At 62.4% G+C, this 13,529-nt stretch carries 12 protein-coding genes; 4 read left to right on the forward strand and 8 right to left on the reverse strand.

Features of this window, described 5'->3' with window-relative positions:
* Positions 1 to 5: 5 nt before the first annotated feature.
* From X771_RS142825 to ugpC, 4 genes are all read right to left on the reverse strand, one after another.
* Positions 6 to 851 carry an alpha/beta hydrolase gene (locus X771_RS142825; protein WP_245262720.1) on the reverse strand — a complete coding sequence of 282 codons (846 nt, stop codon included), beginning with the start codon at positions 849 to 851 and terminating at the stop codon, positions 6 to 8.
* A gap of 231 nt (positions 852 to 1,082) precedes the next feature.
* Positions 1,083 to 2,012, reverse strand: a complete 930-nt coding sequence (gene rbsK, locus X771_RS142820) for a ribokinase (RefSeq protein ID WP_023689460.1) — start codon at positions 2,010 to 2,012, stop codon at positions 1,083 to 1,085.
* A gap of 4 nt (positions 2,013 to 2,016) precedes the next feature.
* Positions 2,017 to 2,469: an RbsD/FucU family protein gene (locus X771_RS142815; RefSeq protein ID WP_023669431.1), complete on the reverse strand. Its 453-nt coding sequence runs from the start codon at positions 2,467 to 2,469 to the stop codon at positions 2,017 to 2,019.
* A 42-nt stretch (positions 2,470 to 2,511) separates the two neighbouring features.
* Complete coding sequence (gene ugpC, locus X771_RS142810) at positions 2,512 to 3,567, reverse strand: sn-glycerol-3-phosphate ABC transporter ATP-binding protein UgpC (RefSeq protein WP_023689461.1); 1,056 nt, start codon at positions 3,565 to 3,567, stop codon at positions 2,512 to 2,514.
* Positions 3,568 to 3,840: 273 nt separating this feature from the next.
* Here ugpC and X771_RS142805 point away from each other — a divergent pair, with 273 nt between their 5' ends.
* The 3 genes from X771_RS142805 (at position 3,841) to X771_RS142795 (ending at position 7,646) form a co-directional block, all read left to right on the forward strand.
* The gene (locus X771_RS142805; RefSeq protein WP_023669429.1) at positions 3,841 to 5,505 is read left to right on the forward strand and encodes a sugar ABC transporter substrate-binding protein; all 1,665 of its coding nucleotides are present in this window, start codon (positions 3,841 to 3,843) and stop codon (positions 5,503 to 5,505) included.
* A 98-nt stretch (positions 5,506 to 5,603) separates the two neighbouring features.
* Positions 5,604 to 6,719: a sugar ABC transporter permease gene (locus tag X771_RS142800; protein ID WP_023689462.1), complete on the forward strand. Its 1,116-nt coding sequence runs from the start codon at positions 5,604 to 5,606 to the stop codon at positions 6,717 to 6,719.
* Positions 6,720 to 6,728: 9 nt separating this feature from the next.
* Positions 6,729 to 7,646: a carbohydrate ABC transporter permease gene (locus X771_RS142795; RefSeq protein WP_023669427.1), complete on the forward strand. Its 918-nt coding sequence runs from the start codon at positions 6,729 to 6,731 to the stop codon at positions 7,644 to 7,646.
* A gap of 232 nt (positions 7,647 to 7,878) precedes the next feature.
* Here X771_RS142795 and X771_RS142790 read toward each other — a convergent pair whose 3' ends face one another.
* Together X771_RS142790 and X771_RS142785 are read right to left on the reverse strand one after the other, a co-directional pair.
* Positions 7,879 to 8,622 carry a creatininase family protein gene (locus X771_RS142790; RefSeq protein ID WP_023689463.1) on the reverse strand — a complete coding sequence of 248 codons (744 nt, stop codon included), beginning with the start codon at positions 8,620 to 8,622 and terminating at the stop codon, positions 7,879 to 7,881.
* Positions 8,623 to 8,625: 3 nt separating this feature from the next.
* Positions 8,626 to 9,192 carry an SIS domain-containing protein gene (locus X771_RS142785; RefSeq protein WP_023689464.1) on the reverse strand — a complete coding sequence of 189 codons (567 nt, stop codon included), beginning with the start codon at positions 9,190 to 9,192 and terminating at the stop codon, positions 8,626 to 8,628.
* 184 nt (positions 9,193 to 9,376) lie between these two features.
* On the opposite strand from X771_RS142785, the gene X771_RS142780 reads away from it, so the two are divergent.
* Positions 9,377 to 10,399, forward strand: coding sequence for an aldo/keto reductase (locus tag X771_RS142780; RefSeq protein ID WP_023689465.1), 1,023 nt, complete (start codon positions 9,377 to 9,379; stop codon positions 10,397 to 10,399).
* A gap of 90 nt (positions 10,400 to 10,489) precedes the next feature.
* Here X771_RS142780 and X771_RS142775 read toward each other — a convergent pair whose 3' ends face one another.
* Together X771_RS142775 and lon are read right to left on the reverse strand one after the other, a co-directional pair.
* Complete coding sequence (locus X771_RS142775) at positions 10,490 to 10,762, reverse strand: HU family DNA-binding protein (RefSeq protein WP_023669423.1); 273 nt, start codon at positions 10,760 to 10,762, stop codon at positions 10,490 to 10,492.
* A 196-nt stretch (positions 10,763 to 10,958) separates the two neighbouring features.
* Complete coding sequence (lon, locus tag X771_RS142770) at positions 10,959 to 13,370, reverse strand: endopeptidase La (protein WP_023682304.1); 2,412 nt, start codon at positions 13,368 to 13,370, stop codon at positions 10,959 to 10,961.
* Positions 13,371 to 13,529: the final 159 nt, after the last annotated feature.

Consider the following 13,529-nt stretch of genomic DNA (forward strand, 5'->3'; position numbering starts at 1 on the left):
GCATCTCAGCCGTCCAGGAACGCCAGAAGCGCGGCATTCACCGCGCTGGCCTCTTCGCGCTGTACCCAATGCGTTGCCTTCTCGAACGTCTGCAGGCCCCGATCGTTGCAAAAGGCCAGACTGCGCTCGGCCAGGCCATATTCCAGAGCTTGGTCCTGCATCCCCCACAGTACAAGGGTCGGTGTCCTGATCCGCTGCTTCAGGCTTGGGCGGAAGCGCAGCGCCCGATACCAGTTGAGCATGCCGGTCAGCGCCCCCGGCCGTTCCCAGGCCTGCCGATACTCTGCGATTTCCTCCGCCGTGAAGGCATCTGTTCGGCTGGATTTGATGAGCGCCCGTGCCAGCAGAGCCGAGTGCCCTGCTCCCAGAACAGCCTCCGGCAGCAAGGGGAACTGGAAGAAGGCCGCATAGCTGCTCCGCAGGAACTGGGTCGGAGATCGCAAGGAATGGGCAAGCAGCACCTCGGGATGGGGCGCGTTCAGGATGACGAGCCTTTCCAGACGGTGCGGCAGCTTTGCGCCTGCCGCCCAGGCGACGATACCGCCCCAGTCATGACCGACGAGGTGAAACCTTCCGATGCCGAGCGCGTCGGCGATGGCAACGACATCGCCGACGAGCTTGGGGAGCGTGTATTCACGGATGGCTTTCGGCTTGTCACTGGTGTTGTAGCCCCTCTGGTCGGGGACGATGACCCGGAATCCGGCGGAAGCGAGCGCATCGATCTGCCGTCTCCAGCCGATCCAGAAGTCGCCGGGAGCAGTCTGTCCCGGTCCAGCCGCTAGGCTGGCAGCAGCGGCGGCGTCGATCAGAGTTAACATCTCGCGGAGTTGACGAGGAGTTCTGATAAGCAAGTTTCAATTTCGCGCTTTTTCCCGCAAATTCGAGAGCGTGAGGAATTGAAACCATTCGTTGATGAATCAGGCGTTTTCGCCGGCCTGTCACGCCGGAGGTCGCGGGTTCGAGCCCCGTCACTCGCGCCATTTCTCCTCAGGAGAAATGTGACATAATCGTCTAGAATCATGGTCTTGCATGAGGCAGTTCAGATCCGGTCGGATCTGAACTCGATCTCTCCCGCAACGACCTCACCCCTCGGCCAGCAGCGCCTCGACCTCATGCAGCGTCGGCATGGATGGCGCCGTACCCGGCCTTGTCACCGAAATGCCGGCGACGGCGCAGGCGAAGCGGACGGCTTGCAGCGGCTCCACGCCTTTGGCGAGTGCGGCGGCCAGGCCGCCATTGAAGGCATCGCCCGCGCCGGTGGTTTCGACCACCGGACCGGCACTGACCACGGGAACATGGTCGGACCGAGCGGCCGTGTGCAGCAGCGCGCCTTTTTCGCCGAGCGTGATGATGACCGAGCCGACGCCCTTTTTGAGCAGGCTGTCGGCGGCGCGGCGAGCCTCGTCGATCGAAGAAACCTTGATGCCGGTCAGCTCTTCGGCCTCGGTCTCGTTGGGGGTGACATAGTCGCAAAGCGTATAGATGCGGTCCGGCAGCTTGGCCGCCGGCGCCGGATTGAGGATGGTGGTCACCCCTGCACCGCGCGCGATTTCGAGTGCGCGCAGTGCCGCGTCGATCGGCTGCTCGAGCTGGGTGACGAAGACGCCGGCGCCGCCGATCAGGCCGGCGTTGGCCTCGATGTCTTCAGGCGAGATCAGCATCGCCGCACCCGGGCTGACGATGATGGCGTTGTTGCCGGTTGTCTCCTCGATGAAGATATAGGCCGCGCCGGTATAGCTTTGCGGCGTCTCGATGACGGCGGATTTGACGCTCGCCTCTGCCCAGGTCGCCTTGGCCATGTCGGCGAAAGCATCGACGCCAAGCCGGGTCAGGAAGGTGACGTCCGCGCCGAGCTTGCCTGCCGCCACCGCCTGGTTCGAGCCCTTGCCGCCCGGTCCCAGCTTGAAGGAATTACCAAGAATGGTTTCACCCATGCGCGGCTGTCGATCGGCGCGGTAGGCGGTGTCGGCGACGAAAACGCCCAGAATGACGACAGGTTTGCCCGACGCCATGGCCCTACTCGGCGTCCGGCGGCACGACGCCCTTGCGAAAGGCGAAGCAGCCATAGAAGCGGCGCTCGCCGGTCTGGATGACGCAATAGGCTTTCTTGGCGCGCTCGTAGAAGGCGTAGCGCTCGACCGAGATCATCGGCCAGGCCTTGCCCTCGGCCTTGTCGATCTCCTTTTGCACCTCTTTTTGCACCGGCGGGATCTCGTCCGGCTTGCCGACGATCTCCATGCGCGCGGCCGCATCGTCGACGAAAGTGTCCAGCGGATAGAGCGACAGCACCGCCTTGACCACATCGGCCGCCGAGGCGTCGATGTGCAGCAGCTTGCCGAGCACGGTCTGCTTTGCCACCGAATCGGCGGGGAAATTGGTGTCGGCGATGATCAGATCGTCGCCGTGTCCCATTGCCCTGAGCGCCTGGAGCACATCGGCATTGAGCAATGGGTTGATCCCTTTGAGCATGGCAGTCCTCGTCAAACAGGTTTGGTCAAAGTAGATTGGAAATCAGAGCCGGTTGCCGGTCTCGGCGTCGAAGAGATGGACCTGGTCGAGGCGCGGCTTGAGATTGAGCGTGTCGCCGGGCTTGAAGTCGTGGCGCTCGCGAAACAGCGCCACCATCTCGCCGCTGTCGCCGAAGCGCACGAAGACCAGCGTTTCGGAACCCGTGGGTTCGACCACCGAGATCTTTGCCGGCACGCCGTCGGGATGGATTTCGAGATGCTCGGGCCGCACGCCATAGACCACGGCCTGGCCCTCCTTGGCGGCGCTGCCGGCCGCGACCGGGAACAGCGTGCCTGCTATCTCGACCTTGTCGCCCTTGCGCACCACGCCTTTGAGCAGGTTCATCGACGGCGAGCCGATGAAGCCGGCGACAAACAGATTGGCCGGCCGGTCGAACAATTCCAATGGCGCGCCGACCTGCTCGATACGGCCATCGCGCATGACGACGATCTTGTCGGCCATGGTCATGGCCTCGATTTGGTCGTGGGTGACGTAGATGGTGGTGGTCTTCAGCCGCTGGTGCAGTTCCTTGATCTCGGTGCGCATTTGCACGCGCAGCTTGGCGTCGAGATTGGAGAGCGGCTCGTCGAACAGGAAGACTTGCGGATTGCGCACGATGGCGCGGCCCATGGCGACGCGCTGGCGCTGGCCGCCGGATAGCTGGCGCGGATAACGTTTCAGGTACGGATTGAGGTCGAGAATGTCGGCGGCGCGCTTGACCCGCTCGGCGACCACGGCTGGATCGGTCTTGCGCAGCTTCAGCGCAAACGCCATGTTCTGCTCCACCGTCTTGTGCGGATAGAGCGCGTAGTTCTGGAACACCATGGCGATGTCGCGCTTGGCCGGCGGCAGATTGTTGACGATGCGCTCGCCAATGGCGATCGTGCCGCCGGAGACGGTCTCCAGCCCGGCCACCATCCTGAGCAGCGTGGACTTGCCGCAGCCCGACGGGCCGACCAACACCACGAACTGGCCATCGGCGATATCGACGCTGACCTCGTGCAGGACCTTGACGGTTCCGAACGCCTTGGCCACATTGCTGATCGCGACTTGAGCCATCGTCCCCCCTTTTCTCGCGGTGAAGCTAGCCATTGCCAACGGCAAGGGCAAGTCGGTATGTTATCGATAAAAAGCCATTCGTGTTGACAAGGTAATCGATTACGCAAATATTGGCTGTTGCCAATCCGGCAGTCGGATTTTTATCCGAAAATCGGAGCTCCAGGCGACGCAGGGTGGGGTCCCACGTCCCCGTATGATAAAGGAGAACCGCCGACGTTTCGGCGTCGGAGGGATTGGCATCTTAATTCACGACTGTTGTTCTGGGAGGAATAGATGAGAGTCGGTCTGTACGAAAAACTCGTCCGCGCGGGTGCCACCCGGCGTGACATACTCAAAGGCGCGGCCTCGATGGCCGCGATCGCCGCCGCATCGGGCGCTGGGCTCGGCGCTTTCACCCGCCCGGCTGAAGCCGCCAGCGAGCTACGCTCCAAAATTCTGCAGATCCCCGGCGTCGGCAAGGGTCAGCCGACGGATGCCGATTTCCAGAAGGTCGGAGAACTCTGCCTGGAAGCCACCAAGGCCAACGTCAAGGAAGGCGAATTCGCCGGCGTCGAGCTCACCTTCATGGGCCTCAACAACCAGAACCTGCACAATGTGCTGTTCCGCGGCTTCCTGAAGCCGTGGGAGGCCTATACCGGCGCCAAGATCAGCTGGATCGACCTGGCGCAGGCCGACTACAATGCCCGCCTGCAGCAGTCGATCGCCACCGGCACCGTCGACTTCGACATCATCGAGATGGGCGCGCCCTTCGAAGGCGATGTCTGCGGCAAGGGCCTGACGTCCGAGATGCCCGACTGGGTCAAAGAGCAGATCGACATGAAGGATGTCGTGGCCTATCTGCAGCCGCCGGTCGGCACCTGGGACGGCAAGCAGTACCGGATCACCGTCGATGGCGATGCGCACAACTTCAATTACCGCACCGACGTTTTTGCCGATGCCGACCTCGCCAAGGCGTGGAAGGACGGCGGCGCGGCCACCGAATGGGGTGTGCCGAAGACCTGGCAGGAAGTCCAGGCCGTCACAAAATTCCTCAAGGGCAAGAAGTTCAAGGATCAGGACGTCTTCGGCTATCTCGATGCGCCCAAGGCCTGGGGCGGTTTCGGCTTCTACTTCCTCGGCAGCCGCGCCACCGCCTATGCCAAGCATCCCGACGACAAGGCCTGGCTGTTCGATGCCGACACGATGAAGCCGCGCATCAACAATCCGGCCTGGGTGCGCGCCATCCAGGACGTCATCGACGCGCTGCCGTCGGAGCCCGCCGACCAGATCAACGCCGACCCGAACACGACAGCCTTCCAGCAGTTCCTGGCCGGCACCGGTTCGATGGTCACCTGGTGGGGCGACGTCGGCTCCAACGTCAAGACCAATGATAGCTCGGTCATCGGCGACGTCACCGGCTTCTCGATCCTGCCGGGGTCCGACGACGTCTACAATGCCAAGACCGGCGCTTGGGACAAACTCGCCAGCGGCCCGAACTATGCGCCGAACTGCGCCTATCTCGGCTGGGGCGTCTACGTCATGGCCCGCGTCGATACTGACGAAAAGAAGAAAAAAGCGGCATGGTCGGCCGCCGCTCATCTCGGCGGCAAGGACCTGTCAATCTGGACGGCGATGTATCCGTCCGGCTTCCAGCCCTACCGCAACTCGCATTTCGACATTCCCGAATGGGTGGCGGCAGGCTACGACGAGGCGTTCATCACCTCGTATCTGAAGTCGGAAGCCGACAGCTACAACCATCCGAACGCGGCGATCGAGCCGCGCATCCCCGGCATCTTCCAGTATTATTCGGCTGCCGAGGACATTCTGGCCAACACATTCGCCGGCAAGATGAAGGCGCAGGAAGGCGCCGACGCCATTGCCGCGGCCTGGGAGAAGCTGACCGACCAGATCGGCCGCGAAAACCAGATCAAGCTCTACAAGGCCTCGCTCGGCGTGTAGGCTGATCCTATCGTGACAACAGGTCCGGCGGTGCAAGCCGCCGGACCTGACCGGCTCGGGCCGGTCGCAGGCTTGATTTTTTAAACGGACGGGGACGCGTGGCAGACCAGACCACCAATGCATGGCCGGCCAACGCCGGCCCAGCCGATCTGATCTCGCCGGCCCGCAAGCGGGCGGGTTTTGCCCTGATGGCGGCCGCCACGCTTGGCCTGCTGGCGGTGATCGCGTTTGAGATCCTCTACAAGAACGAGATCACCACGCTCGGCTTCGAGACCTGGCGTCCGATCGTCTACGCCTATGTTCTGTGGGGCGTGGCGCTCGGCATCGGCCAGGTGCTGACGCGCGGCGAGGACGGCCAGCGCGCGCTGTTCCTGCTGCCGGCGCTGCTGTTCACCATCGCCATGGTGATCTTCCCGACGCTGTTCGGCTTCTATATCGCGCTGACCGACTGGAACCTGTCGTCCTTTTCCGGCCGCAAGTTCAACGGGCTCGACAATTTCTGGCAGATGCTGGCCGATCCCTACTACCGCAACGCGCTGTTCAACATGGTGCTTTATGTGCTCGCCGTGCTGGTTGAGTATGTGATTGCCTTCGGCCTGGCGCTGCTGCTCAACGCGCAGATCCGGGCGCGCAAATTCTTCCGAGTCGTCTTCCTGATGCCGCTGATGCTGTCGCCGGTCGCGGTATCCTGGATGATCGGCAAATCGCTGATGGAGTACCGTTTCGGGCCGGCGGCGACGCTGGCGCGCCATCTCGGCTGGGAGAACCCCGCCTTCTTCTCCAACCCGATCACCGCCCGCATCTCGATCATGGTGCTCGACGCCTGGACCTTCATCCCGTTCATGATGATCATGCTGCTTGCCGGCCTGCAGGCGATGTCGCGCGACGTGCTGGAAGCGGCGCGCGTCGATGGCGCCACGCCCTGGCAGACTTTCTGGCAGGTCACCTTCCCGCTGATGCTGCCGGTGTCGGTCACGGCGGTGATCCTGCGCATCATCTTCAAGTTGAAGCTCGCCGACATCATCATCACCGTGACCTCCGGCGGGCCTGGCGGCGCCACCGATTCGGTGTCGAGCTTCATCTACCGCGAATACCGCGACCGCTCGAATGTCGGCTACGGCACCATGCTGGCGATGGCCTATCTCGTCATCATCGTCGTGTTCGTGACCTGGCTGTTGAAATTCGCCAATCGCTTCGTGCGCAACGTGAACTGACGAGGCACAATGAGCGTCCAGACCACCGACTATGCTGCCTCGGAAATCCGCTCACCGCTGGGTTTTCTGGCCAATCGCATCTTCATCTATGGCGCGCTGGCGTTCTGGGCCTTCATCTGCCTGTTCCCGATCTACTGGACCATCACCACCTCGTTCAAGACCGCGGTCGACGTCACGCAAGGACACCTCATCCCGTTCGTCGACTTCCAGCCGGACTGGAAGGGCTGGCGCTCGCTCGGCCTGTCGCCGGATTCGATCTTCCAGACCTCGACGGTGCGCGAGGAGTTTTTCAAGCGCTTCATGAATTCGGTCATCACCTCGGTCGGCGCGTCGAGCCTCGCCATCGTCATCGGCAGCCTCGCCGCCTATGGGCTGACCCGCTACCGCTATCAGTTCGCCTGGTTCAAGAACGAGGACATCTCCTTCTTCTTCCTGTCGCAGCTGATCCTGCCGCCGGTGGTGCTGGCCCTGCCCTTCCTGGTGCTCTACCGGGAAGTCGGTCTGCTCGACACACGCATCGGCCTGATCCTGCTCTACACGCTGATGGTGCTGCCGATCGTCATCTGGATCATGCGCGACCAGTTCAACTCGATCCCGGTCGAGCTCGAGGAGGCAGCGCTGGTCGACGGCCTCTCGATCTGGGGCGCTTTTTTCCGCATCGTCATGCCGATTGCGCTGCCGGGCATGGTCGCCGCTTTCATCCTGGCGATGGTGCTGTGCTGGAACGAGTATTTTTTCGCCGCGCTGCTGACCTCGACCGACGCCAAGACCATCCCGGTCATGGTGGCGAGCCAGACCGGCTCGCAAGGCATCAACTGGTGGTCGATGGCGGCGCTTGCCACCGCCGCGATCGCACCGCTGGCGGTCATCGGGATTGCGCTTGAGCGGTATCTGATCATGGGCATGACGGCGGGCGCGGTGAAGTAGGGCGAGAGGCGGCGTGCCCCTCTACTGTTGACCTCGGCGGGACAGCACCCCCCTCTGGCCTGCCGGCCATCTCCCCCGCAAGGAGGGAGATCGGCAGCTTTGGCTGCATCGCTTTTCTTGCGACGTAGGTGATTGGCGAAAGCGGAAATGACATCTGATCTCCCCCCTTGCGGGGGAGATGTCCGGCAGGACAGAGGGGGTGTGAAGGATCGCTACAGAGCGACTTTGTCTGCTAGCGCCCCAATATCGCCCTCAGGTGATCCATGATCATCGCGACGCCCTTCTGCCCTAGCTCCGCCGAGGCCTCCGGCGCACTGGCCGTATACCACGCGGTATTCTCGCCAAAACGCCCGGCATCGACCGCTTCCGGACACAGTGCCAGCATCAATGATGTCTCGCCAACACCGGCGTGATCGAACGGATACTTCCCGTTCATGGCAGCCGACATTAGCGGGTGCACCTGCACCCAGTTGAAGAAATTCTCGCCGGCGGCGTGCCCGGCATAATAATCGGCCATCTCGTCTGAGCCCCACCAGCCCTCGCCGCGCTGCTTCTCGAGGAAGCGGAAAATCGCCTGGCGGCCGGCGGCCTTGAAGGCGAGATCGGTCGGCATGCCGGCGGCAAAGTTCTCGGTCTGGTGGTGGATGATGGCGTTGATGTTACGAAAGCCGATGCGCAGCAGGCTGTAGAACAATTCTTCGGCGAACGGCGCCAGCTGGTTGCCGCCGACCTGCACCGAGCCGTTGCCTTCAGGTGCTGCCACCACATAGCTCGCCGCACCGTAGTAGAAAGCCGGCAGGATGACGATGTCGGCCTCCTTCTCGTAGAGCTCCAGCGTCTTGACGACGGCCAGCGTGTCCATGCCGACAGCCATGTGCTCGCCGTGATATTCGAGCACGCCGAGCGGGAGAGCGACCGGCCAGTTCTCGGCGATCGCCTTGCGGATCTGGTGCGGCAACATCAGTTCGTAGCGCATGATCTATTCCATGTTGGTGTGGCGGGTGCGCATGGCCTCGGACGACTGGCCGGTCAGCGCCTTGAGCTTCAGCACCATCACCTCGAACAGCAGGAACAGCGCCCCTTCGAAGACCGAGCCCATCGGCAGCAGCGATGTCTTTTGTGGCCCCTGGTCACGCGCCATGGTCTGCGCCGGGATCAGCAAGGTGAAGTCGGCAAGCGCGACCGCACTACTGCCTGCCTCGGCGGTGAGCAAAAGCACGGTGGCGCCGGCCTGGCGGGCGACTTGCATCAAGGTAAGCACCGTCGTCGTCTCGCCCGGGCCGGAACTGACCAGGAAGACATCGGCTGGGCGAAGCGGTGGCGTGTTCATGTCGCCGACCACCGACACCTCAAGGCCAAGGTGATAGAGGCGCATGGCGAAACCCTTGAGCTGCAAGGCCTCGCGGCCGCAGCCATAGACGACGATCTTTTGCGCGCGGGCCAGGGTTTCGCAGGCGGTGTCGATGCCGGCTTCGTCGACGCGCGCCAGTACGGCGCCCAGCTCTTGCAGGGCGGTCGAAAACATATCCGAGCCGGCATTCGTCATGAGAGTCCCATCTGTCCGGCTGGGTTTGTGGCCGGTGATTTCGGGTTGCGCGCTTTCGGAAAAAGGCTTGTTTTTGTTCATGCTATCACCGCGAAAATGCCTGTCCAACGGCCATGGCGGCTTTTGCTGAGCCAGCGGCGTGATAGTGTCATGTCAGACAATCAATCCAGGAAATCAGCACGACATGAAGACACGGCATTTCGACCGCATCGGCAATGGCGGCCTCGACTTCACCGAGCTTGGCTTCGGCAGCGCGCCGCTCGGCAACCTTTACCGCGCCGTCCCCGACGCGGATGCCAACGCCACGCTGGAGGCGGCGTGGGCGACCGGCTGCCGTTACTACGACACCGCGCCGCTCTATGGCCTGGGCCTTGCCGAAACACGGCTCAATGCCTTCCTGCGCGGCAGGAAGCGCGACGATTATGTGCTGTCGAGCAAGGTCGGTCGCCTGTTGCGCGCCTGCCCGCCGGAGGAACGAACCGGCATCGGCAAGTTCTTCGACACACCGACGCGCAAGGAGGTCTACGACTACAGCTACGACGGCGTCATGCGCTCGTTCGAGGCGTCGCTGGAACGGGTTGGCGTCGACCGCATCGACATCCTTTTCGTCCATGACCTCGACATCTTCACCCATGGCAGCAAGGAGGCGTCAGACCAGCGCATCGAGGAATTCATGGCCTCGGGCTACAACGGACTGGTTGCGCTGCGCGACCAGGGCGTGATCAAGGCCTTCGGCGGCGGCATCAACGAATGGGAGGTTTGCCAGACGCTGGCGGAGCGTGGCGACTTCGACCTGTTCCTGCTGGCCGGGCGCTACACGCTGCTGGAACAGGAAGCGCTTGCCACCTTCCTGCCGCTCTGTGAGCAACGCGGCATCGGCATCGTTCTCGGCGGTCCTTACAATTCCGGCATCCTGGCGACCGGGCCGAAGCCAGGCGCCTATTACAATTACTCCGAGGCGCCAAGGGACATCATGGATCGCGTCGGGCGCATCGAGGCCGTCTGCCAGCGCCATGGCGTCAGGCTGATCGAGGCGGCGCTGCAGTTTCCGCTGCTGCACCCTTCCGTGGTGTCGGTCATCCCCGGCGGCCAGCGGCCGAGTGAAGTCGAAAGCAACCGCGCCCTGCTCGATGCCAAGCTGCCTGCGGCGCTGTGGGCGGACCTCAAGCAGGAAGGCCTGATGCGCGCGGATGCGCCGGTGGGCTGAAGGCTCGCCTCAGCGGGCTGACGGCCTGCCGCCATCGAGGCAAAAGAAAAGCCGGGCGAACCCGGCTTTTCAACATTCTCTGAAAAATTTTTAGTTGACCGCGTCCTTGAGGCCTTTGCCGGCCGAGAACTTCGGCACGGTACGCGCCGGAATCTTCACTTCCGCGCCAGTCTGCGGGTTGCGGCCAGTCGATGCCGCACGCTTGGAGACGGTGAAATTTCCGAAGCCGACGAGCCGTACATCGCCGCCCTTCTTCAGTTCGCCAGTGATGACGGAGAACACCGCCTCAACCGCCGACTGTGCGTCACCCTTCGAAATGCTCGCGGATTCAGCGACAGCGGAAACCAGTTCGTTCTTGTTCATAAAAATTCCCTTCCATGAGAAAACCGGAACTTTCGACTCATCCGGCAGGAGAGGGACTTTAGAAAGAAGCGCTCGCAAACCCAAGTCAAAAAGCCGGAAAAAAGTTGAAAAAAGCCCGGAAATGGTGGGTTTTTCACATGAAAAAGCCGGGCTCAAGGCCCGGCTCTCTCTTTGTGCACTGCAAATTTAGTAGTTTCTAATGTGCAAGCGACTTTCCAGCATCGTCAACGGTATCGGTGGAAGCCGGCGGATTGACCGGCTCGACCCACTCGATTGGCTCCGGCATGCGCACCAGCGCGTGCCTCAGAACCTCGCCGACACGTGAGACCGGAATGATCTCCATACCGTTCTTCACATTGTCCGGTATCTCCGCCAGATCCTTGGCGTTGTCTTCCGGGATCAGCACCTTCTTGATGCCGCCGCGCAGTGCGGCGAGCAGTTTCTCCTTGAGGCCGCCGATCGGCAAGATGCGGCCGCGAAGCGTTATCTCGCCAGTCATCGCCACATCGGCCCGGACCGGAATACCAGTCATGACAGACACGATGGCCGTCGCCATGGCAGCACCTGCAGACGGACCGTCCTTCGGCGTGGCGCCTTCGGGCAAGTGGACGTGGATGTCACGCTTGTCGAACAGCGGCGGCTCGATGCCGAAATCGATGGCCCGCGAGCGGACATAAGAGGCCGCCGCCGAGATCGATTCCTTCATCACGTCGCGCAGATTGCCGGTCACCGTCATGCGGCCCTTGCCGGGCATCATGACGCCTTCGACCGTCAGCAGCTCGCCGCCGACTTCCGTCCAGGCAAGACCGGTGACGACACCGACCTGATCGTCAGCCTCGACCTGGCCGAAGCGGAAGCGCGGAACACCGAGGTAATCGGCGAGGTTCGCCGCCGTGATGCTCACCGTCTTCTTCTTCGTCTTCAGGATCTCGGTCACCGCCTTGCGCCCGAGCTTCATCAGCTCGCGCTCCAGGCTTCTGACGCCCGCTTCACGGGTGTAGGTCTGGATGATGCCGCGGATCGCGTCCTCGCCGACGGAGAATTCCTTCGGCTGCAGGGCATGATCGCGGATCACCTTGGGCATCAGGTGACGCTTGGCGATCTCGATCTTCTCGTCCTCGGTGTAGCCGGCGATACGGATGATCTCCATGCGGTCCATCAGGGGCGCAGGGATGTTCAGTGTGTTCGCCGTCGTCACGAACATCACGCTCGATAGGTCGTATTCGACCTCGAGGTAATGGTCCATGAACGTCGAGTTCTGCTCGGGATCGAGCACCTCGAGCAAGGCCGATGACGGATCGCCACGGAAGTCCTGGCCCATCTTGTCGATCTCGTCGAGCAGGAAGAGCGGGTTGGACTTCTTGGCCTTCTTCATCGACTGGATGACCTTGCCGGGCATCGAGCCGATATAGGTGCGGCGGTGGCCACGGATCTCGGCCTCGTCACGCACGCCGCCAAGCGCCATGCGGATGAACTCGCGGCCGGTCGCCTTGGCGATCGACTTGCCGAGCGAGGTCTTGCCGACGCCGGGAGGGCCGACGAGGCACAGGATCGGCCCCTTCAGCTTCTTCTGGCGGCTTTGCACGGCGAGATACTCGACGATGCGGTCCTTGACCTTGTCGAGGCCGAAATGATCGGTGTCGAGCACGTTCTGCGCAAACGCCAGGTCCTGCTTGACCTTGGAGTTCTTGCCCCACGGGATCGACAGGATCCAGTCGAGGTAGTTGCGCACGACGGTCGATTCCGCCGACATCGGCGACATCGTCCGCAGCTTCTTCAACTCGGCTTCCGCCTTTTCGCGGGCCTCCTTGGAGAGCTTGGTCTTCTTGATGCGCGCCTCGATCTCGGCGGCCTCGTCGCGGCCGTCCTCGCCTTCGCCGAGCTCCTTCTGGATCGCCTTCATCTGCTCGTTGAGGTAATATTCGCGCTGCGTCTTCTCCATCTGGCGCTTGACGCGCGAGCGGATGCGCTTCTCCACCTGCAGGACGGAGATTTCGGCTTCCATGAAGCCCATCGCCTTTTCCAGCCGTTCCTTGACGGACAGCGTGGCCAGCATCTCCTGCTTCTCGGGGATCTTGATGGCGAGGTGCGAAGCAACCGTATCGGCGAGCTTGGAATAGTCGTCGATCTGGCTGGCGGCGCCCACCACTTCAGGCGAGATCTTCTTGTTCAGCTTGACGTAGTTTTCGAAGTCGGTGACGACCGAACGGGCGAGCGCCTCGACCTCGACCTCTTCCTCCTCCGGCTCGACCAGCGCCGTGGCGGTAGCTTCGTGGAAGTCCGGACGGTCGGTGAACGAGACGATCTTGGCACGCGACGCGCCTTCGACCAGCACCTTGACGGTGCCGTCGGGCAGCTTCAGCAATTGCAGCACATTGGCGAGCGTGCCGATGTCGAAGATCGCATCGGGCTCGGGATCGTCATCGGCGGCATTCATCTGGGTGGCAAGCAGGATCTGCTTTTCCTGACCCATAACCTCTTCCAGCGCCTTGATCGACTTTTCACGCCCGACAAAGAGCGGAACGATCATGTGCGGGAACACCACGATGTCGCGCAGTGGGAGGACTGCGAAGACGCCGTCGCTGGGAGCCTTGGATATTTTGGCCATTGTCCAACCTTTCATGTCGCGGCCGCTAATCGAGCCAACCGCGAATCTCATATTAACGACCGAGGATCGTTCCGCCTACCACCGTTTGTGACGGGAGTTTTACAGCACAGAATTCGGCACCACGGCCTTCCGATGTTAGTTGGATGCACGAGGGGCAAA

The organism is Mesorhizobium sp. LSJC269B00, from assembly GCF_000502815.1.
Lineage (GTDB): Bacteria > Pseudomonadota > Alphaproteobacteria > Rhizobiales > Rhizobiaceae > Mesorhizobium.

Excerpts from the sequence above, each read along its gene's own strand:
- X771_RS142780 (WP_023689465.1), top strand. The coding sequence starts at position 9,377 with ATGAAGACACGGCATTTCGACCGCATCGGCAATGGCGGCCTCGACTTC.
- X771_RS142785 (WP_023689464.1), bottom strand. The coding sequence starts at position 9,192 with ATGACGAATGCCGGCTCGGATATGTTTTCGACCGCCCTGCAAGAGCTG.
- ugpC (WP_023689461.1), bottom strand. The coding sequence starts at position 3,567 with ATGGCTCAAGTCGCGATCAGCAATGTGGCCAAGGCGTTCGGAACCGTC.
- X771_RS142775 (WP_023669423.1), bottom strand. The coding sequence starts at position 10,762 with ATGAACAAGAACGAACTGGTTTCCGCTGTCGCTGAATCCGCGAGCATT.
- X771_RS142790 (WP_023689463.1), bottom strand. The coding sequence starts at position 8,622 with ATGCGCTACGAACTGATGTTGCCGCACCAGATCCGCAAGGCGATCGCC.
- X771_RS142805 (WP_023669429.1), top strand. The coding sequence starts at position 3,841 with ATGAGAGTCGGTCTGTACGAAAAACTCGTCCGCGCGGGTGCCACCCGG.
- X771_RS142795 (WP_023669427.1), top strand. The coding sequence starts at position 6,729 with ATGAGCGTCCAGACCACCGACTATGCTGCCTCGGAAATCCGCTCACCG.
- X771_RS142815 (WP_023669431.1), bottom strand. The coding sequence starts at position 2,469 with ATGCTCAAAGGGATCAACCCATTGCTCAATGCCGATGTGCTCCAGGCG.
- rbsK (WP_023689460.1), bottom strand. The coding sequence starts at position 2,012 with ATGGCGTCGGGCAAACCTGTCGTCATTCTGGGCGTTTTCGTCGCCGAC.
- lon (WP_023682304.1), bottom strand. The coding sequence starts at position 13,370 with ATGGCCAAAATATCCAAGGCTCCCAGCGACGGCGTCTTCGCAGTCCTC.